We start from the raw sequence: 19,263 nt of genomic DNA, 5'->3' as shown, positions 1-19,263 counted from the left end.
AGGCCACCGGCCGTTAGGCCTCATCGAGGAAGCGGTCCAGCACGCGCGAGCCGAATTCGAGGGCCGAGGTCGGGACCCGCTCGTCGATGCCGTGGAACATGCCCATGAAGTCCAGGTCCGGCGGCAGCTGCAGCGGCACGAACCCGAAGCAGCGCACCCCGAGCCGGCTCCACGACTTGGCGTCCGTACCGCCCGACATCAGCAGCGGCGCGGTCCGGCTCTGCGGGTCCTCAGCGGCCAGACACGCCTTCATCGCCTCGACCAGTCCACCGCTGAACTCGGTCTCCAACGCGATGTCCTGTACGACGGTCTCCCGCTGCACCTTGTCGCCGAGCAGCTCGTCGATGGTCGCGAAGAACTCGTCCTCGTACCCGGGCAGGAACCGCCCGTCGATGTGCGCCTCGGCGTCGCCCGGGATCACGTTCACCTTGTAACCGGCGTTCAGCATCGTCGGGTTGCTCGTGTTCCGGATGGTCGCGCCGAACATCCGGCTGAAGCTGCCCAGCTTCGCCAGCGTCGCGGTCATGTCGTCGGGATCGAGCTCGACCTCGAGCACGTCCTCGAGCGTCTTGAGGAACTCGCGGACCGTCGGCGTCACCCGCAGCGGCCACTCGTGTCCACCGATCCGGGTGACCGCCTCGACCAGGTTGGTGACCGCGTTGTCGGTGTTGACCATCGACCCGTGACCCGCCGTACCGCGGGCCTTGAGCCGCATCCAGTTCATGCCCTTCTCAGCCGTCTCGATCAGGTACAACCGCAGGTCGTCCTTGACCGTGATCGAGAACCCGCCGACCTCGCCGATCCCCTCGGTGCAGTCGGCGACGGTGTCCGGGTGGTTGTTGATCAGCCACTGAGCGCCGTACACGCCACCGGCCTCTTCGTCGGCGGTGAACACCAGGCGGACGGGCCGTCGCGGCTTCGCACCCGCCCGCTGCCGAGCCCGGACCACCGACAGCACCATCGCGTCGAAGTCCTTCATGTCGACCGCGCCGCGACCCCAGACGCACCCGTCGAAGATCTCGCCGGCGAACGGATCGACCTTCCAGTCCTTCGGATCCGCCGGTACGACGTCCAGGTGGCCGTGCACGAGCAGCGGGTCCGCATTCTGGTCCTCGCCGTCCCAATGGGCGACCAGCGTCGCGCGACCCGGCTCCGACTCGTAGATCGTCGACTCGATCCCGACCTCGTCCAGCTTCGCCGCGACATACTCCGCGGCCACCCGCTCCCCGTTGCTCTTGCCGTTGCCGTAGTTCGTGGTGTCGATCTGGATCAGCTCACTGCAGAGCTCCACCACCTCGGCATCGGGGGTGTACGACGGACGGTCGCTGGAGGTCGTCATGCCGACATCCTCTCTCACCGGATCCGTCAAGGCATCCCGAGGTCTCGGTCAGCTCAGCGTTATCGAGTCTCCGGACACGGTGATCTGTTTCGGCGGCAGTGGTCGCGGGGCCGGTCCGGCCACGACCGAACCGTCCTTCACCGAGTACTTGCTGCCGTGACAGGGGCAGTCGATGGTGCCGTTGGCAACGGTCGTGACCTGGCAGCCCTGATGAGTGCAGGTCGAGCTGAACGCCTTGAACGTCCCCTTCACCGGTTGCGTGACGACGACCTGGCTCTGGTCGAAGATCTTGCCCTCGCCGACCGGGATCTCGTCGGTCGTGCCGAGGACGGCGTTCGCCGGCGCGGTTTGCGATGGCTTGTTCTTGGGTTCGCCGTACTGCGAGCAGCCGGCCGCGGTCGCTCCGAGTACGACGGCAAGCACTACGCGGCGACCAGGTTGTTCCATGGGTGCGCCCTTCATCGGATCACGCCGAACGTGGTGAAGAACCACAGCGCCGAGGTCAGCCACAGGCCGATCAGCGCGGTGAACAGGGCTCCGCCGACGACGGGCAGGAGCCATTTGGGGGCGTCGGTCCGGGTCAGGGTGAGCATCTTCGCGACGAACGCGCCGTAGAAGAAGCAGCCGAGCAGCGAGTGGATCAGTATGCGCGGTTCGTCGTACTGGAAGCCGAGTGCATAAAGACAGTGCGCGACCACGGGGAGCGTCGCCGCGACGGCGGCGCGGCCGGACCAACGGTGCAGCGGCGCGACTTTCGGGTGGCCTCGGTAGAGCGCGACCGCGCTCGCCAGTTGGACCAGACCGAGTACGGCGGCGAGGGTGGCCAGCCACGTCTTGACCGCCAGGAAGCTGGAGAAGCCCGCGAGGTTGATCGCGACACCGGTCGGATCGTGGAGGCGGCCGTAGACGCCGAGCGCTACCGCGACCAGGGCGCCGACCGACAGCGGTACTGCGACGCTCGTCGCCTTCTGAACCTGTGCGGTGCTCATCAGAACGTCTCATCTCCGACGACTGCTTGGGCTGTCACAGGGGCGCCGTTCACGGTCGCTTTGCGGGTCGCGGGATCGAGCGGTGGGGCCGGGGCAGGTGTGCCGTCGTTGTCGACTCCGACCTGCTTGCCGTCGGGCAGGACGATCCAGCCGATGGTGCTGGTCGAGTTCCGCGCACGGTATAGGCCGGCGGGTGGGCCGGCTTTGGCGATCGCGAAGCGGAGCGTGCGACCACTGAGGGTGAAGGTGCCGGTTGCTGCGGTGTTCGTGATGGTGGCGGTCAGGCGTTCGCCGGTCTTGGAGCTGAGTGCGAGGCGGCCGTTGCGGTAGGTGCCGGTCAGCCAGGCTTCCAGGCGGCGGCCGTCGCAGACGTACGCCGCGGCTCGATCGCCCTTGGTCGCGATCGCCAGCGAGGCCACGTGGTCATTAGTGCGGCCTGCGTAGACGGCGGGCGGCGCGACGGTGGGTGGTTTGGGCGGCGCCGTCGTACTCGTCGTCGGTGTCTCCGGTGGCGTCGATGGAGTCGCCGATCCGGAGGTCGTTGGGGTGACCGTGCTTGTCGGCGTCGCGGTCGAACTGCTCGACGTCCCGGTCTGGGTGCTGTTGACCACCATGAACCCGAGCAGGCCGACAGCCGTCGCCGCCAACGTCACCAACGGACTTCGCTGCCCCATCGCCGCCCCACCCCGAGACTCAACCCCGCGCGAGACCTCGTCTCACGCCGCTCACCCCGAGACGAGGATCCCGCCGACGCCGTGCCCGGTCAACGGCTCAACCTGTCCGAGGGGGGACTTGAACGCCCACCGCCTCTGGACGGGCCTTTAGAGCACCTTCAGGCCGTACATCTCCCCCAGCGGGTCCGAGATCAGCTCGATCCGGGCGCCATCCGGATCGCGGAAGTAGATCGACGTACCGCTCTCTTCCAGGTACTCGACGCCGGCCTCGTCCAGGTTGTGCTTCAACCGCTCCCACTGCGCCGGCTCGACCGAGATCGCCATGTGGTGCAATCCGCCCAGCACTTCGGCGTACGGACCGAGATCGAGACCCGGGAAGTCGAAGAACGCGAGCAGGTTCCCGTTCCCGATGTCGAAGAAGAAGTGCGTCGAGCCCTCGTAGTCCCGGTTCCCGACCATCTCGGTCAACGGGAACCCGAGGACCTCCTGGTAGAACTTCACCGTCCGCTCGACGTCCGCGCACAGTAACGCAGTGTGATGCAGCCCACGCGCCGACGACGCCGTACCCGCCTTCAGGTACGCCGTCCGCAACCGCTCCCGCTCGGCCTCCACCGCGCTGAGATCGATCTCCGTCATCGCCACCACCCCTCTCTCAACCCCATCAGACACCCCCGTCCGCCCGATGTGAATTCCACCCCTGGAGTTTGCTACTGTTCTCCGGTCAGCACCGCTGCGGCGGTCAGACCACTCGTCCGGGTGGCGGAATAGGCAGACGCGCTAGCTTGAGGTGCTAGTGCCCTTTACGGGGCGTGGGGGTTCAAGTCCCCCCTCGGACACGAGACTTAACCACACGATCCGCCTGCGGATCGATCTCTACGCCGACCATCCGGTCGGCGTAGTTGTATGTCAGGGACAATTTCAAACCCTCATACAACTCACTCAGCTCCGCAGGTTCCGCCGCGTTGAGCGCCCGCCCCACATCCCCCAACTCGTCGAGTCCCTGGCGGCGCACAAAAGCCCAGGTCACCAAGGTGTCCTGGGCTTCTTCGTATTTGGCACACACCAGAAACACGCCACTGTGGCCATCTCTGCCTGGGGAGCCGCCTGCATGTGATCGTGATTGTGCGGCGTGTCACATCGCTGCCCGTGGGCGCTGAGTGGGCGCGCGGGCGGTATGGAAGGTGAGGTGGGGGTTTACGGCTGACGGATCAGCGGGGTCTCGTCGTCTGCCTCGAGCATTCCCAGCTGAAGCGCGAAGAACAGATAGTCCTGGATCCACACAGGCTCACCATCGTCGACGGCTGCCTGGTCGTCGGCGGAGCCGACGTAGGGATGGACGTCCTCCTCGCCTGAAGCCCAGAGGGCATACGTCAGAAGGATCGCGGTGAGTCGCTGAAAGGTCATGCCCGGATTGGCACCCGGCAGCTCAGCGAGTGGGCTGTCCCCATGCTCGAGTGTGATCCACTTGGCAAGTACTGCTATCCGGGTGAACGCTCCGGGGTGTTCGCTGTCGGGTGATGTCGCCCAGCCACCATCGAGGTGCCCGACGGCGATTGTGGCCAGAAGCGCCCCGACAACTCCTTGCATGATTATCAGCGCATTGGTGTCTTTGGCGAACCGGCCAGCGACCAACTCGAACGCCAACAGATCTGCTTCGATCTCCTGGACCTGGTCTCGGGAGAGGCCTACGAGCTCGACTCTCATGGCGGGAGCCGCCATAAAGGACCGCACTTCACGCGCGGCATCCTCGTCAATCTTGCTGGAGGCGTGCCGCAGAATGTGGTGTGCCACCTCATGCGCAACTATCCAGCGTTCGGCACTCGCGACAATCTCACCCACTGCATCGCGTTGCCGAGCGTCGCGGAACAAGACTGGCCAGCTCTTCGACAGCACTGCCAGACCTCGATCCTGGAAGTCGCTCATCAGCTGGGCCAGATCGTCACGCATGTTCTTCATGAGACACGCCCAGTCCTCGGCAGGGAACTGTGTACGGCTGTCGACGGCGTACAGGAACTGACCCCAGGCCCCGGCGTAGGCGATGAGCGACTGACTGTAGTGAATGGAGATGGCAACCATGCCGCCCTTCACCCCGCCTCGCGAGAAGGCCGTGTTGTCGCCGTCCACTGTCCGGCCCGCGTAGATATTGTCGACGCGGGCTTTCCAGCGCGGATCAACAATCGACGACAGCTCGACCATCACATCGTGCAACAGGGGGCAGTTGGCTCTACTCGCCGCCCCGACCGCGTTCCATGCGATCGCCGACTCGATGGCGTTCGGTTCGACTCCGGCGCCGCTCATCGAGACAGCTTCGTCGATCCAGAATGCTTGGCCCCGTGGCTGACCGGTCTCGGCGTAGAAGAGGTCGCGCGACTTCTTGAGCGTCCAAGACATCGCGTCCCCTATCCGAGCCTCTACCGATCCTGACAATCACAGCGCCCCCAGCAGAGTGAATCCTAGTACGCCGGCGAGGGCCTGTGGCCGCTCCCACGGTTGGTCGTATCGCGATCCGATAGGCCCTCGGCCGTCGATGCGGACAGGATGCCGAGGGCGACGACCCATCGAGATCCTGATCCCAGGTCGTCATCAACTCACACGGCCGAGATGATGGCGGGCTCGCGACCGCAAGCCGGTCGCCGAGCGGCCGCGCTTGATCCAGCCGGCTCGATCGTTGCAGCCCGGCCCACTCGCCGCACTGGGCATTCGTGGTGCAGCCACCGGTGACCTTTGGTCATGACAGCCGCTAGCGGTAGGCCCCAGTTTCATCGACCTTGAACCATCGACGGTCCCGAGCCACCTCGATCAGGGGCCTCTGCTGTACCGGACGTCGACTCTTGCCGGAGCCGATGGGGCCGGCATGCCATGTCAATTGGCGACTGTCGATGAGCGCTGCGATCGTGCTGTCCTCAGATGCTGGCGCCGACGGCAGGGCAGCGACCCAACCGTGGAGACTGCATCGCTGCGCGGCATCGACGACTGGCCGGCGATGTGGCTCGGGGAGTTCGAGCATCACCTTTTCCCAGTCTTCGAAGAGGTCGAGGACCACATTCGGGTCTGCCACGCACCATAGAGCGAGTGCCCACTCGGCATGAGCACGCTCACCTGCAATCGCGGATTTCTTTCCGACTTCAGTCAACTGGGCGAGTTCCAAGCGCCACCACTCACCGGATGCTGCGTTGACCCGGGATTGGTTCGCGAGTGTCGCCGGGTGGCCGGTGCCTCCGAATGGGGTGCCGTCCGGCCCGAGTTTCGACGCGAGCCTGAATGGCGAGGCCGCGCCCAAGATGGCGATTTGCGATGCCAGCCAGCATGGTCCGACGCTGTCGAAAAGCGCTGTCGCTGTGTTGGTCCAGGGGAAAGTACTCCCCTTCTCGCCAACGCGGAATCGCCGAAGCTCGGCAGCTTTTGCCAGCTCCGGGCGGTTGCGCCGAAGGTGCCTCAAAGCATCCTGACGGCGGCGCCGCCTGTTCGCGTTGTCGTTGAACCCTGCCTCGGACTCGGCGAAGTACGATTCCGCCTCGAAGGCCACTGCGATCTGTGCCGGCAAGGAGCGCGTTGACTGGACATTGGGGCAATGTCCTTCCAGCACGGCTGCGATGAGGTCGGCCTCGAAGCTGCTGCCGGGCGGTGGGGTCAGACCCGTGTTTAGGACCCGCTGCGCTACCAAGGGCCGCAACAGGTCAATGGCGTTGAGATCGATGCTCTGGCCGGCCGCCCCTTCGCAGTCCGCTGCCATCTTTAGCCAGTGATCGACCGCTTCCGGGTCACTGGCGGCGTCCCGGATGCGTTCGCACCACCATGCCGCGAACTCGCGGCGCTGGCTGAGAAGATCCCGCAAGAGCCATACGCGGGTGTAGTTGCGGTCATCGCCCGGGTCCGCGGCAATCGCGCTCGTGTACCTAGCCCACGTAGGATCCGGGCCTCCACCTACCGGCTCGGGCAGCCTTGGAAGAGAGTAGATCTCGCGTCGTGACCACGCATTAGCGAGCGTCGAGAGCTGTTCCTCGTCGCACAGGTTGAACACGACATCCCGACCCCACCGGGGGCGGCTGGTGAAGACCCCGTCGGTGAGCAGTGTCCATCCGGCGATGACAGCATATCCGCCTGGGTTGTCCGCGATCTCGGCGGCGATTCCATCGGCCAGGACGCTCAGATCGCCAGCCTCGGCGTTTCCGCCGTAGAAGCGTGTGGTGTTGAGCCAATAGGGTCTGCGGAGGAGTTCGCGAAAGACCTTGACTCGATCGAACCTCTTGGTTTCCTCGCCTGCGTAGCGGTAGAGGAATCTGGCCGCAAAGTACTCGCGCAGCGATAACACTTCAAACTCGTAGGTGCCCTCGATCTTGCTCGTCAGCGTCCACAGACGATCACTGGCCGCCTCGAACAGCTCATCTACGATTGACCCTGGATTGCCGTAGGTCTCTTGGAAGTGCTTGATTGTTGCCTTGAGGTCGGCGATCTTCATTCGCGCGTTGACGCTGTCGGCCTCGGCGTGAGCGTGCAGGTGCCAGCCCAGGAACGGGATGATCTCGCGCAGCTGGGCCTGATGCTTGCGGACAGACTCGGGATGCTTGTTGGCTTCGCGAGCAAGCAGCAAGTCGACGTAGGAGTCGTACAGTGCGGTCCGCTGAGTAGGGATTGCCTCGCCATGTTTGTGAAGCAGGTCCAGCAGGATCGCGAGTTGCATGGGGTTGCTGGCAAGCTCGTCGAGGTACGGTTCGGCGATCTTGGCCCGAAATGTGGAACGCAGAGAGCGGCCGTCGGCGCCGCGGATCCCCCTTACGGCACTCCACTTGCGCAGGTAGTCCTCCCGCTGGGACGGGGTGAACGGACTCAGGACAACGACGCTGAACAGATCCGGCGTCGGCTCGGCCAACTGGTTGGCGCTCGGCCGCGTGGTCACAATGACCTGAGGCGGGATGTCATAGGTTCGGTTGCGGCGCGCGAAGCGCTCAATCTCGGTGACGATCCGGGCGCGCATCGCCGGTCGGCCCACCTCGTCCAGGCCGTCGAGCACCACGAGACTCGGCACAAGCCCGAACAGGTCCTGAACCTCGTTGGCGGTCACGCGCGTTCCGCCGCACGCATTCGACATCAGGTCCGCGATGAAGCATTCGATCGTCGCCTCTGCTTGAGGGCGCCTCTTGGCCTTCTTCTGTACGTCAGACTCGGCGTCCCATACGTCCAAGCCTGTTAGCCACCGGCCGTAGTCGCTCAGTTCGACGCGGAGCGGAAACAACGGATGCTTCACCTTCGGCAGGTTGACCGGCCGTAGATCGGCGGCGACGAAGGCGCTGCGATGCGTCTGGCAGAGAAACTGCGCCAGCGTGGATTTGCCCTGGCCAGGCGCACCGCGCACCAGGGTGAATGGGTGGCCTCCTCCGGCATGGGACAGCAAGTGAGCTGCGGCCCCGCCGAGCGGCTTTCGCGTCAAGTTCTCCGGCTCGCGCGGGTCCCGAGCGATGAGCAGGTCGGCGTCGACGTCGACGAATAGGGCGCTTACCTTCTCGCGGTCGATGTCGACTTGGCTGAACTTCACCCGCTCGTCCTCGTCCCACTGAACCGACGCAACCGCGCGGATCAGCTTTCGTAAGCCAGCGTCATGCTGATCCGCGCCATCTTCCGCGATCAGGTACCGGACCAGCTCCCAGCCCGCAAGCATGTCCGCGTACTTCCACAGCAGCTCTTTAGGGGCGTTATCGACCATCCCGTCGACAGCTTCGCGCCACAGGCAGGACATCTCCTCGAAGCCGTACGCCCTCGCATGCGCATCCAGCCGCTTGTTCAACGCATCGAAGGTCCCGCTCCCCGCCTTGCCGGTGCTCGGGATGTTCGTGACCAGCACATAGCGCTGGGCGCCCTCTCTAGCCAGGCGCCTCAGGTTCTCAGCCTCGAGCTCAATAGTTGCGTCCAGCCAGCGCACGGCGTCCTTCTCCTTGCCGTTCACCGACCACTTCACCTGGTACACCAGAGCCCGGTCCGAGCCACGCGTGACGCCATCGCGGCCGCCGTCGGCTTGGCGCAGCGGGAGCGGCACGAAGTCGGTGAAGCGGTCAGTCAGCAACGCACTGACCAAAAGCTGAAAGCTGTGATCGCCTAAGCGCTCGTAAAGGTACCTGTAACGGCTCTCCGGCAACTCCGCTCCTAGGACTACGCTCAGTGATCAGTAGCGCAACCATATGTCGACTGACGACCAGTGCCTAGGTCCGGTAGCTTGCCGCGAGCCAGGGTAGTTCTGGGTGCCTGCCGTCGAGTGAAGCTAGGTCACAGCCGTGGGATCAGCGACTCAAACTCGCCGCCTGGCGGCCCCACCCGCCAGGCGGAATTCGGTTGGAAACAGGCTCGCCGCCCTACATCATGGGTGGACGCTCCGCCTCCGTCCATCATCGGGCGGCAGCTTTCGAATGAACAGATTGGCACGTGGCCATGAGCAGCACCCCTTCCAGGCCCGACGGACGGGTCGAGTCGCCGGAACTATCGGATTTGCGCACTACTACCCGCGCACTCCGCTTTCACCTTGACACCCTCCCGGTCGGCTACAACCTGAATTGTCCCCCGGACCAGTTCCTCGCGGGTCTCGCATTCATGCTCGCGCGGCAGCGCTTCGCGTGCGCCGACTCGATGCTCGGCGCCGGCTTTGGCGGTTCGGTGGTCGGCACACTCGCCCGGAGCTTGTTCTCCGAAGGCCTGCGCTGGCTGTGGATCGGCGAAGACCCGACTCGCCGCCGACGGATCCTCGGAGACCTCATCGAGGAGCGAAACCGGATCTGCCTCACCTTCGAGCAAACCGATGTCAGCAGCGACAGCCTGACGCGGTGGCTGATGCCGATCCCGAACGTCGCTGACCTGGCTGGCCACTCCCACACCTGGGCCAACGTCGAGGCATTGCCCACGGAGACAGAACTCCTGCACGACTTCCTCACGCATCAGCGCGGCACGGGAGGCGACGATCGCGTCCGCGCACTCCTGGACATGGAAGGGCTGCAGGGCGCCGTCAAGATCCTGGAATACGCCGGCCACGGCAACTACCTGGGCTTGATGAGCAGCCTCACCCTCGATGGAGCGATCGCACACGACCTACGTGCCGATCACGAGGCACTATTCATGCAGGTAGCCGCAGCCGGCGTCGTGATCACTTTGGCCGGGTCAGCAACCGCCGTGCCAGAGCTGTGGCCGGCCGAGATGGACAAGGACACGTTCATCGACAAGGCAGTGGCGCTGGCCGAGAGGGTCTGCGACACCGCGGCGAAGATCCACGGCTTGCGCCGAGTCAGAAAAACCGCAGCCCAGGTCAGCAAGAAGCCCCGCGACAACCGCGCACCGCGAGGCCTCCTGCGGCCGATGGCCGCGGTGATCCCGCAAGATGAACTGCTGCCCGACGTCAACACAGTCGAACATGTCGCCGCCGCGGCCGAGGCATACTGGGAGGTCGCAGGAAGCTTAGTGGTGAATCCGTGGAAAGACGGCCGCACCTCGCTGAACATCACCCTGATGTACGCCGGCGGCTGGTCCCTTCTTGAAACGGTCATGGTCAACTACACGCAGCCCGGAGCGGCTCCGACTGCAGTAAGCGCGGCCCGGATGCTCCTCGAGGAGGCCGCACGAGCCACCTGGCGGTACTCGGTCGCACCTGACAAGGCCGAGGCCAGATTCGTCCAATACTTCGACGAGTACCGCGCGATGCGCCGAAACGCGATCAACACCCTGACCGGGAGCGGGATCTCCACAAAGGCAGCTGAGCAGATATTTGCCCTGCCCCCCAACGTGCAGCTGACCAAGCCACTGAACCAGATGGCGAAGGGCCGGCAGCCGCTGCCCACTATCACCAGCATGCTCCGAGACCTCGGCAAGCCGTACCCCGAGCCCGGGTGGCTCGAGCTTGCCTACACACTGCTGAGCCAGATGACGCACAGCACGCCGGTCGCCTACCTGCACACCATGCGCGCCGGCGACCCTTGGACCAACGATCTGAGCCCCGAGATGCTCGCGCTCGCGCTGGACGTGGCGTGCCTGAGCAGCGCCAGGTTGATCGGGTTGGGCGCCTGGCTACTGAGCGACTTGAACGCCGAAGCCGACAACTACCGGAAGCAGCTCGCCAAAGCAGCCGCGAACGTACACAACGCCGCGCGCAGCGTGCACTTCCTGGACTGACCCACGCAACGAATCTGCTCGGCCTCGCCGTCAGGACACCTTCTCTACGAACGCGACGGCAGCCTCCTTGGCTAGCTCGCGCATCGCTCGCGAGAGCGCATTTGCTCCCGCCCAGCCGAGCTTCATCTCTATCTCTACTGCGCCGTCGGCCAGGACGCGGGGTGGGTTGCCCTCCTGCTCGATGTCCTTCAGGTCGATACTCATCGGAACAAGGACGGCGAGGTCCTGAAACGCGTTGACCATCCTGGCCAGTGCGTCTTCCAGGAGAGGGAGATTGACGTGGGTGTCGGCTCCGGCCCATGGGTCGATGCTGCGATCCAGGGATGCGTGGCCGGCCCACTTGTTCCGCAGGTGGCGCACATATTTCAGCGACAGCACCGTGTCGACGTTGGTCGTCAAGCGGATATGGCCGAGCAGCTCGAGCGCAGCCTGTGCGTCGTCGTCGGGATTCTGTGCGATCTTGCGCCTCAGCACCTCACCGAGCACCTCGAGGGCGTGCGGGATCGACGCCGTTCGCCCATGTCCAGTCAGGTCGATCGTCGTCGCGATCCCGATGACTGCGCTGCGAAGCAGGCTCTGCACGACCGTCTCGGTACCTCTGCGCAGGTGTCCTTCCTGCGTCAGGGCAGCGGCTCGCAGAGTGAGACAGGCCTGCTTGGCGAAGTAGTAGCCGTGGACGGCATCGGTGAGCAGGTTGAGTAGAGATCGGTCGACACGATGAGCTGTCCCGAGGGCCTCGACTCCTACCTTGAGGGGGTCGTTGATCATCGGGTCGCCGACGATAGTCGGCACGTCCGCTGGATCGAACTCCGAGGCGAAATTGCTCAGCTTCATGCCGAACAGACTAGAGAGATCCAGCCTCCGGCGCGCACAGCGAGAACGCTGCCCTTGCCAGATACCGGGCGAGCCCAGCTCGGAGCAGCCGCGCTGCCGACACTCAACGTCTCTCGCCGGACCTCAGTGTTGGCCAGCGAGATCAACGCCAGCCCCTGGATGCCTCATTAGCGGCGTACGCCACAGGTGATTTGGGTAGGCAGGCTGAGCCACCAGGTGGCTGCGGTGCGGCATTCGCCGGGCAGGGTTGGATCGACTTGTACGGCACGGAGGAGCTGGAGTTCGCCGAGGGAGCGGGCGCTGTAGATGAGCCCGTTGAGGTGGTCGGCGTGGACCTGGCGGCCATCACAGGTGGATCAGTCTGCGACACCACTACTCGTGCACCATCCCGATCGGTTAAACAGCGAAGAGAAGTTGCGCAAGGGCTTCCCAGGAAGCACGGTCGCGGATGCAGCGCTGGACTACGGCGCTTCCCGGGACACAGTCGACGTCACCACGAAGGGCATCCAGGCAGCAACGGTCGCCAGCAGCAGCGACTACGCCGCCACCACCGATCTTGCGACTGCATCCGCGAAGCCAGACAACCAGTGGTGATTGAGCGAGTCCCTGAAGATGGCAAGGTCGAGTCAGTCCGGCCGGTGAGCTGCGGCTGTTCCGCACGGTGGTCGAGCAGATCGTCATGATCACTGATTTGGCAGATCTATGATCCCGGGCTCTTCGATGTAGGCGAGTAAACGGCTCCCGCGATCCGAAACGACCGAGCCGTTAAAGATCTCGCTCCGGGACCTCCCGTGTTGCAGGAACATGTACGACTCGGGTTGCCCTGATACCCGCGTTCCCGGCCGACGCAGAAGGCCAGCGGCGAGCAAATCGTCCACGAGTAGCTGCAGCTGCTGGGTGTAGTTCTCGTACTCGGGGAGGGCCAACTCAATGAAGCGAAGCATCGGATAGGACTCGCCGTCGTCATCCGGGATCGGGACTCCTCTCCCCTTGAAGGTCCGCGCAGGATCTCGGTAGTAGTCGAGCAACTGAAGATGCGACGTCGATAATTCTTCAACGATCCGTATGAATCGCGCCTGCTCCTCGACTTCTGGCGCATCTGGGGCAACGGAATTCCGGATGGCGTTTCGCAGGGCTTCGAGTTTGCCTTGCTGATGCGTGGCCTGAGCAGCCCGTGTCGCGTTCACCACGGCGTCGATGAGCACCTCGTTGCCATCGAGATCTCCGTACTGCGCCTCAAGCCACGTGATCGACGCCGCAACCTCTTCAAACCACCTGTCCAATCGCCTCGCATACCCCCGCTGAACCGCCTTCGCAAACCCGTATCCAAGCAGTCCTCCAAGAGGCAGGCTCTCGGCGCCAGCCTTTACAAGCTCATCGAACTTCTCAGTCTTAGTCTTCTCAGGGGGTTCACGCATTTACACATTCAACCTCCGCTGGACCTGGATCGCAGCTCAGGAGTGGCCGAATCAGCAGTCAGCCCGCACGCGCGGGCTTCGCTGGGACGGAACCCAGCGGATGATCGCAGCGGCGGTCGTACACGGCCCTGGCAGGGCACACGGTAGCTACCGAAAGAGTGACAGTGATTACCCAAAGCGATGACTGCCCGGGTTGTTGATCCGAGCTTGTTTCGTGGATCCCGCGCGCTGCTCCAGCCGCTTGCCGGTAACACGCACACAGCGAGTGCCGGTGATGAAACGCACCGAAGCACTACACTCTGTGATGGGGAGGGGCTCGGCGACGGGTCGACGCGCGGCTCAGCTACGCACGAGTTGATACATGGCTAATGAAGAAGAAGTAGAGGACGGCGACGCCGGGCGGGGTACGTCGATGTACCTCCGTGAGCTCAGGATCGTGGGGTTCCGGTCCTGTGCCGACGTGGTGATCCCGTTCCAGTCGGACGTCACCTTGCTCGTCGGGGAGAACAATTCGGGCAAGTCCAATGTCGTCGAAGCCCTCCGCTTGGCTACTGTTCCTCTCAGCGGCCGCCGCTCGCGCTACTTCGAGGTCGAGGATGTGACGCGAGGCCACGACAAACCCGTCGTTCTAACCACTAGATTCGCGCAGCTGACCCGATTTCAGAGAGCACACTTCATCGGCGCTCTCGAGTTGGACTCCGGCGAGGCTGTCTACTGCACCCGCTTCCAGCAGGCTGAACCAGGTCAGTCACGCTATCGAGCGCAATCCCTTGTAGCGACTACTCAGGCTGCTGATCCGGAGCCCGACAAGAGAAACCAGATCAACCACGTCTACCTGGCGCCATTGCGAGACGCACAACGCGAACTCGACTCTGCGTCCGGTACACGACTCGCCAAGATCATGCAGCATCTTGTTTCACCGGACCTGCAAAAGCAGTTCGTCGAGCAGGCACGATCCAACATGGAACAACTCGCCGAGCATCCAGTCATCCAGACCATCAAAGACGGCATTCAGCAGCACCTCACGGGTCTTACTGCACCTGCCCGGGAGCAAGCTGTCGGCGCCGGGTATGACACCCCAGAACTGGCACGGCTCGCCCGGAGCCTAAGGCTGAAGATGGCTGAGACTGGACTCGATCTGACTGATCTCGGCGACTCCGGACTGGGCTACGCGAATCTGTTGTTTCTCGCAACGGTCATCTTGGAACTCCAGAATGCACGCGAGTCCGAGCTGACTTTGTTCCTGGTGGAGGAACCTGAAGCTCATCTCCATCCGCAACTGCAAGCTGTACTACTGGAGTTCCTGTCTGAGCAAGCTGCCTCGTCAGGGAGTGACGACTCGTCGCAGCCAGCCGGCCGCATCCAGGTCATCGCGACAACTCACTCGCCAAACCTTGCTAGTGCCGTAGGCATCAAGAAAGTCGTAGTGCTGCGCCCGACCAGGCAAACCGCAGATCAACTAGGCGGCCTGACCTGCGTCATCCCCTTGTCTCAGTTGCCGCTGTCTGACAAGGAGCGGCGGAAGATCGATCAATACTTAGACGCAAGCCGATCTGAGCTCCTCTTCGCTCGTCGAGCCGTCCTGGTAGAAGGGATAGCTGAGGCCGTACTTCTGCCAGTCCTCGCGCGCAGATCGGTCTTCGTGGGCGGCGACGACGCCGCGAAGCGCCGAGCATTCTCAGGAGCGTCACTAATCAATGTCGGTTCGGTCGACTTCGAGCCGTACGTCAAGCTACTCGCCGGAAAGGTCGACGGTCATCGCCTCATCGATCGACTGGTGGTGATCACCGACGCCGATCCGATAGAGCCAAAGAACGCAGATGCTGCCAGCTCCGACCCAGATCCGGCAGCCGAAGATGGCCACGGCGCACGGAGCGAGGATGCTGCGCCACCGGATGATGCCGAAGAGGATGGCAGCAAGTCGGATTCGGCCGCTAGCTGCGATGTGGCTGATGAGGACGACGAGAGGGTGCAATACAACCGCGCAGCTGATCTCGAGGAACTCGCCACTGAGCTCGCCGCACGTGAAGTCATCCATATTGCTGAAGCGCCCCACACTCTCGAGGCAGATCTGCTCGTGCCAGGAAGCTCAAATGGAGACCTACTCGGGAAGGCGTACCTCCAGCAGAAGCCGAAGTCCTCGAAGCACTGGACATCGATCCTAGAGAGCGCCGATCCCCCGCTCGCCTTCTATCGGAAGCTGCGGGCCAACAAGAAGATGATCAGCAAAGGTGAGTTCGCCCATGATGTCGCAGCTCGGATCGATCAAGGCGAACCCTTCACCTGTCCCGCCTACTTGAAGGATGCACTTGAGGCCCTGATCGAGCCTGCCGATGACTGAGCGACGCGACTTCACCAAGGAGCAAAGAGCTCTGATCGGGGCGACCGCGAGTCTCTGTATCAGCGCCTGCCCTGGAGCCGGGAAGACGCACGCGATCGTGCAGAGATTCATCGAGCGTCCCGTACGGCATCCGCGGAAGGGCATCGCTCTGATCTCATTCACCAACGCCGCCGCTGACGAGGCGCGCCGACGGATCGCCGCCGGCTCTGACCTGCTGTGCGTCCCGAACTTCATCGGCACTATCGATGCCTTCATCAACCGCTACCTGGTCGCCCCAGGCATGCTCGAGCGCAAAGGAGTGTCGCCGACGTTCCGCGACAAGTGGTCGTCACTGCCCAACACGACCATCGACGCCGGCCTCGCAATCAGCCCTTCTCTCGACGCGTTCGTCGTCGATGCTCAAAGCGCCAAACTGGACATCGCCCGCTTGCCGTATGCGGACCGTCGGACTGCGCACAACCTGAAGCCAGAGCAGGTGAGCAGGCTCGAAAGGCTGGCGCTAGGCCTTTGGACGAAGCTCGTTGCCGGAGGCACCCTGACGGCTGCGGCTTCCAGAACCGCGCTCCGCGTATATCTTGAAGACCCCAATCTCAAGCAGCAACTCGCACAGCTCCTGACGGACCGATTCAGCGAAGTGATCGTCGACGAGATCCAGGATTGCTGCGAGGAGGACATCCTCGTCTTGGAACTGCTGCGAGAGGCCGGGATCTGTCTCACCGTGGTCGGCGACCTCGAACAGGCCATCTACGGCTTCCGCCAGCAGACGGCCACCCGGCTATCTGCTTTCCTGCACGGCCTGCCAGCGGGTGAACGTCTAGACGGCAACTTCCGATCATCTCCGGCGATCTGCTCGATCGTCGATAGCTTGCGATCAACTGATGATTCCGACAAGTCCGTCGGTAGGTATCAATCAGACTCGACGGCTGTGCAGCTTGTTTCGTTCGCACGCACCAATGAGCTTCCGAAGAAGTTGATGAAGATCAGCTCGGACAATCACCTCGGACACAAGGACATGGTCGTACTCGCCCACGCCGCAAACACGGCCCGCTCAGCAGCGGGCGCGGCCACCGAGTATCAGGTCGGGACCAGCAAGCTCGCGTTACTGGCGGCCGCGATGTACATCGTTTCGGACGAATCCCGAAGCGGCGCGGAGCGATCGCAAGCGCTGACCAGCGTCGGGCGCTATCTGAGAGAGCTCGGCGACGATGGGGACCTGCAACAACAGGCTTACCTGGCCAAGTTCGGGATCACGGAGCGCGAGTTCAGGGAAGAATGCCTGAGACTCGCTGGACTTGTACCAGACCCGTACAACGCGCCGCCGTCCGCATTGAAGACAACGCTGGCCACTGCGACGGCTTCACAGGAACGACTAGGCTGGAGCTCCGGATCCCTACGTATCCCAGCCGGCGACGATTGGCCGGGAGTCCCCAAGCCTTCTGAAGCTGCGCTTTCATACTCGACTGTCCATGGCTTCAAGGGCCTCGAACGGACCTGTGTTGCGCTGGTCATTCCCGAATCCACAAGGTCCGACCTTGCGAGCGGAGTTGACCAGTGGACAGCTGGCACCGCAGGCGAGGCGCGTCGCGTCTTGTACGTGGGCGCCTCGCGAGCTGAAAGGCTGCTAGTCATTGCCGCTCACAGATCTATTTATGGCGAAGTACTTTCGAATCTGCAGCGAGACGGAGTGCCGGTCGAACAAGTGTAAGTACACCTCGCGACAGAGCAAGGGTTCCGAACCATCACGCTCGAACAGGCCGGTAGCCGTCGACGAAAGCTTCCGTCGTAGTCTCCGAGGTAGCACTCCTATGGAGGTACGTCTTCTGTCCCACCTCGGCATTCATTGCAAGAGCACGCCTGAGCATCTCTGCAGAACGTGACCTTGGCGGGCGACGAGGGCCTTCGCCGCCTTCTGATCTGCGGGCACTCCGGGAGGCCAACACCGACCTAGGAGCTACCGATCAACCACCTGTGCGCCGATCTGTACAACTATCCTGGTGGGATGGCGATTCCCTCGGACTACGAACTAGCGGCATGGCGTGACATCCAACGTTTCAAGGGTCGACCGCTGTCACGAGGGACGCGAAATGTCAGCGAGCAAGTGGCCAGCGGCGCCGCTAGTCTCGGCAAGCGTGCCATGAGGTACCTCGAGGACCGCCCACGGGCCCAGTCGGCCGTCTCGCGAGGGCAGGACGTCGCCGCCACAGGCGTTCACATAGTCGGCACAGGCGCTCGGCTAGCCGCTGATGCCCTCCCCGACTGGAGCGGCACTGCTTTAGGGTCTGCACGACGGACGGTGGGTCGGATCTCGCGAGTTGGACTCTCGCCCAAACGGGTGCTGGCAATGCACAAGAAGCGCGGGCACGACGTTGAATCACTTTTGGACCTGCGCCGCCTCGATCTTGAGCAGATCGACAATGTCCGCGGACGTGGAACAAGCTGGTACTACCCAGCTGCCGCGGCACTCTCCGGAGCGGGTGCAGCGCTGGTGATCTCCGGGGGCGAGCTCGTCGCTGCAGCCTCCGGCGGCGCCGCAGCAGCACCTTCAGGCGCAGCCATCGCCGGCGCGTTTACCGGCGACGCTGCCTTCGTTCTCGGCCTTGCGTCTCGTTCCGTGGGCCACGTCTCGCTGCTCTACGGCCACGATCCCGAAGCGCCCGCCGAGAAGCTCTTCGTGATGTCAGTCGTCAACGCCGGCACGGCAACGTCAGCCACCGCTAAGACCGCTGCAATGTCCGACATCTCGCGGCTCACCCAAGCGCTCGTCCGCGGCAAGTCGTGGGATGTCCTGAACGAGACAGTCGTCGCGAGAGTCTCCACGCAGTTCGCGAAAGCATTCGGCATCCGCCTTACCAAGCAGGGGCTCGGCAAAGTCGTACCCGCAGTCGGGATCGTCGTTGGAGGCACTCTCAACTGGGCCACCTTGGAAGCGATCGTTGACGCCGCCGACGTTGCGTACAGGCGGCGGTTCCTCCTTGAAAAATACCCACACCTCGCCGACGAGGAAACATCCGGATCGATTCCCGATGTCGGCTCCACCGATGCGCACGACGCTCAGGAGGCGATCAGCGTACTCGGCGACGTCGCCAAGGCCGGCGGGCCCGACATCCCTTGAGCCCGTGCCCAAGGCACCGCTGACCCCCGTGGCTACCGCAAGGGTCCAGCAGCCGGCCCAACGCATTGTCGTGCCGTGCAAGCAGCCCGACTGATGCGGAGTCTCACCGCCGGCGAGCGGGCGCAACAGAACAGCGTGGCCCGTGACGACAGGCTGCGGGTAGAGCCCCAAGGCAGGGCATCGGAAACGGCCGGTTCGGCGGTTTCCTATCTCGAGTATCGGCCCTACATCAATCGATCAGCGATCGATCCACCGGCGCAGTGGGTTCGAGTTCGATGCGTGTGGTTAAGGTGCGTATCCCTCCTCGGACACACACCAGGCGGCTCATCTGAGTCGCCTGTTCTGTTTCTGATCCCGGCCAATCGGACACCGCCTTCGGCGGCGACTCTTCTTTTGGCGCCTCCGGTGCGT

The 19,263-nt window shown here is 63.7% G+C and carries 15 protein-coding genes and 1 tRNA gene; 6 read left to right on the top strand and 10 right to left on the bottom strand.

Features of this window, described 5'->3' with window-relative positions; translation table 11 throughout:
* Positions 1–13 precede the first annotated feature (13 nt).
* From EV650_RS04795 to EV650_RS04775, 5 genes are all read right to left on the bottom strand, one after another.
* Positions 14–1,339 carry a M20/M25/M40 family metallo-hydrolase gene (locus EV650_RS04795; RefSeq protein ID WP_134115721.1) on the bottom strand — a complete coding sequence of 442 codons (1,326 nt, stop codon included), beginning with the start codon at positions 1,337–1,339 and terminating at the stop codon, positions 14–16.
* A 48-nt stretch (positions 1,340–1,387) separates the two neighbouring features.
* Entirely contained in the window at positions 1,388–1,786 is a 399-nt protein-coding gene (locus EV650_RS04790) for a Rieske (2Fe-2S) protein (protein WP_238174017.1), read from the bottom strand.
* An 11-nt stretch (positions 1,787–1,797) separates the two neighbouring features.
* Entirely contained in the window at positions 1,798–2,328 is a 531-nt protein-coding gene (locus EV650_RS04785; RefSeq protein WP_134115717.1) for a DUF6529 family protein, read from the bottom strand.
* Positions 2,328–3,002: a hypothetical protein gene (locus tag EV650_RS04780; RefSeq protein ID WP_134115715.1), complete on the bottom strand. Its 675-nt coding sequence runs from the start codon at positions 3,000–3,002 to the stop codon at positions 2,328–2,330. The genes EV650_RS04785 and EV650_RS04780 overlap by 1 nt, the downstream gene beginning before the upstream one ends.
* Positions 3,003–3,149: 147 nt before the next feature.
* The gene (locus EV650_RS04775) at positions 3,150–3,638 is read right to left on the bottom strand and encodes a VOC family protein (RefSeq protein WP_134115713.1); all 489 of its coding nucleotides are present in this window, start codon (positions 3,636–3,638) and stop codon (positions 3,150–3,152) included.
* Positions 3,639–3,752: 114 nt separating this feature from the next.
* On the opposite strand from EV650_RS04775, the gene EV650_RS04770 reads away from it, so the two are divergent.
* Positions 3,753–3,838 (top strand) — tRNA-Leu (locus EV650_RS04770).
* Here the strand turns inward: EV650_RS04770 and EV650_RS04765 are convergent.
* The 3 genes from EV650_RS04765 to EV650_RS04755 all read right to left on the bottom strand — a co-directional run bounded on the left by EV650_RS04765 (position 3,820) and on the right by EV650_RS04755 (position 9,132).
* Complete coding sequence (locus EV650_RS04765; protein WP_134115711.1) at positions 3,820–4,074, bottom strand: hypothetical protein; 255 nt, start codon at positions 4,072–4,074, stop codon at positions 3,820–3,822. The two genes, EV650_RS04770 and EV650_RS04765, sit on opposite strands and share 19 nt — an antisense overlap.
* Positions 4,075–4,196: 122 nt before the next feature.
* Positions 4,197–5,393: a phage exclusion protein Lit family protein gene (locus EV650_RS04760; protein WP_134115709.1), complete on the bottom strand. Its 1,197-nt coding sequence runs from the start codon at positions 5,391–5,393 to the stop codon at positions 4,197–4,199.
* 349 nt (positions 5,394–5,742) lie between these two features.
* Positions 5,743–9,132, bottom strand: coding sequence for an NACHT domain-containing protein (locus EV650_RS04755; RefSeq protein ID WP_134115707.1), 3,390 nt, complete (start codon positions 9,130–9,132; stop codon positions 5,743–5,745).
* Positions 9,133–9,581: 449 nt separating this feature from the next.
* On the opposite strand from EV650_RS04755, the gene EV650_RS04750 reads away from it, so the two are divergent.
* Positions 9,582–11,147 (top strand): hypothetical protein, encoded by a 1,566-nt coding sequence (locus tag EV650_RS04750; RefSeq protein WP_134115705.1) that lies wholly within the window; start codon positions 9,582–9,584, stop codon positions 11,145–11,147.
* A 30-nt stretch (positions 11,148–11,177) separates the two neighbouring features.
* On the opposite strand, the gene EV650_RS04745 is transcribed toward EV650_RS04750, so the two are convergent.
* Positions 11,178–11,981, bottom strand: a complete 804-nt coding sequence (locus EV650_RS04745; protein WP_134115703.1) for a hypothetical protein — start codon at positions 11,979–11,981, stop codon at positions 11,178–11,180.
* A gap of 306 nt (positions 11,982–12,287) precedes the next feature.
* On the opposite strand from EV650_RS04745, the gene EV650_RS04740 reads away from it, so the two are divergent.
* Positions 12,288–12,575, top strand: coding sequence for a hypothetical protein (locus EV650_RS04740; protein WP_134115701.1), 288 nt, complete (start codon positions 12,288–12,290; stop codon positions 12,573–12,575).
* An 89-nt stretch (positions 12,576–12,664) separates the two neighbouring features.
* Here the strand turns inward: EV650_RS04740 and EV650_RS04735 are convergent, their stop codons facing one another.
* Positions 12,665–13,399 (bottom strand): hypothetical protein, encoded by a 735-nt coding sequence (locus EV650_RS04735; protein ID WP_134115699.1) that lies wholly within the window; start codon positions 13,397–13,399, stop codon positions 12,665–12,667.
* A gap of 361 nt (positions 13,400–13,760) precedes the next feature.
* On the opposite strand from EV650_RS04735, the gene EV650_RS04730 reads away from it, so the two are divergent.
* The 3 genes from EV650_RS04730 to EV650_RS04720 all read left to right on the top strand — a co-directional run bounded on the left by EV650_RS04730 (position 13,761) and on the right by EV650_RS04720 (position 18,852).
* Positions 13,761–15,740 carry an ATP-dependent nuclease gene (locus EV650_RS04730; protein WP_134115697.1) on the top strand — a complete coding sequence of 660 codons (1,980 nt, stop codon included), beginning with the start codon at positions 13,761–13,763 and terminating at the stop codon, positions 15,738–15,740.
* A complete protein-coding gene (locus EV650_RS04725; protein ID WP_134115695.1) occupies positions 15,733–17,445 on the top strand; it encodes a UvrD-helicase domain-containing protein in 1,713 nt (570 codons plus the stop codon). Before EV650_RS04730 ends, EV650_RS04725 begins: the two co-directional genes overlap by 8 nt.
* 636 nt (positions 17,446–18,081) lie before the next feature.
* On the top strand, positions 18,082–18,852 hold the full coding sequence (locus EV650_RS04720) for an EcsC family protein (protein WP_238174016.1): 771 nt from the start codon (positions 18,082–18,084) through the stop codon (positions 18,850–18,852).
* The last annotated feature ends 411 nt before the right edge of the window (positions 18,853–19,263 follow it).

This window comes from Kribbella kalugense (assembly GCF_004365875.1).
Classification (GTDB): domain Bacteria; phylum Actinomycetota; class Actinomycetes; order Propionibacteriales; family Kribbellaceae; genus Kribbella; species Kribbella kalugense.
The sequence above is the reverse complement of the archived record's forward strand: the minus strand, read 5'-3'. Positions and strand labels throughout refer to the sequence as shown.

Bases quoted from the DNA above. Each gene is read 5' to 3' on its own strand.
- EV650_RS04795 (WP_134115721.1), bottom strand. From the start codon at position 1,339: ATGACGACCTCCAGCGACCGTCCGTCGTACACCCCCGATGCCGAGGTG.
- EV650_RS04790 (WP_238174017.1), bottom strand. From the start codon at position 1,786: ATGGAACAACCTGGTCGCCGCGTAGTGCTTGCCGTCGTACTCGGAGCG.
- EV650_RS04785 (WP_134115717.1), bottom strand. From the start codon at position 2,328: ATGAGCACCGCACAGGTTCAGAAGGCGACGAGCGTCGCAGTACCGCTG.
- EV650_RS04780 (WP_134115715.1), bottom strand. From the start codon at position 3,002: ATGGGGCAGCGAAGTCCGTTGGTGACGTTGGCGGCGACGGCTGTCGGC.
- EV650_RS04775 (WP_134115713.1), bottom strand. From the start codon at position 3,638: ATGACGGAGATCGATCTCAGCGCGGTGGAGGCCGAGCGGGAGCGGTTG.
- EV650_RS04760 (WP_134115709.1), bottom strand. From the start codon at position 5,393: ATGTCTTGGACGCTCAAGAAGTCGCGCGACCTCTTCTACGCCGAGACC.
- EV650_RS04750 (WP_134115705.1), top strand. From the start codon at position 9,582: ATGCTCGCGCGGCAGCGCTTCGCGTGCGCCGACTCGATGCTCGGCGCC.
- EV650_RS04745 (WP_134115703.1), bottom strand. From the start codon at position 11,981: ATGAAGCTGAGCAATTTCGCCTCGGAGTTCGATCCAGCGGACGTGCCG.
- EV650_RS04740 (WP_134115701.1), top strand. From the start codon at position 12,288: ATGAGCCCGTTGAGGTGGTCGGCGTGGACCTGGCGGCCATCACAGGTG.
- EV650_RS04735 (WP_134115699.1), bottom strand. From the start codon at position 13,399: ATGCGTGAACCCCCTGAGAAGACTAAGACTGAGAAGTTCGATGAGCTT.
- EV650_RS04730 (WP_134115697.1), top strand. From the start codon at position 13,761: ATGGCTAATGAAGAAGAAGTAGAGGACGGCGACGCCGGGCGGGGTACG.
- EV650_RS04725 (WP_134115695.1), top strand. From the start codon at position 15,733: ATGACTGAGCGACGCGACTTCACCAAGGAGCAAAGAGCTCTGATCGGG.
- EV650_RS04720 (WP_238174016.1), top strand. From the start codon at position 18,082: ATGCACAAGAAGCGCGGGCACGACGTTGAATCACTTTTGGACCTGCGC.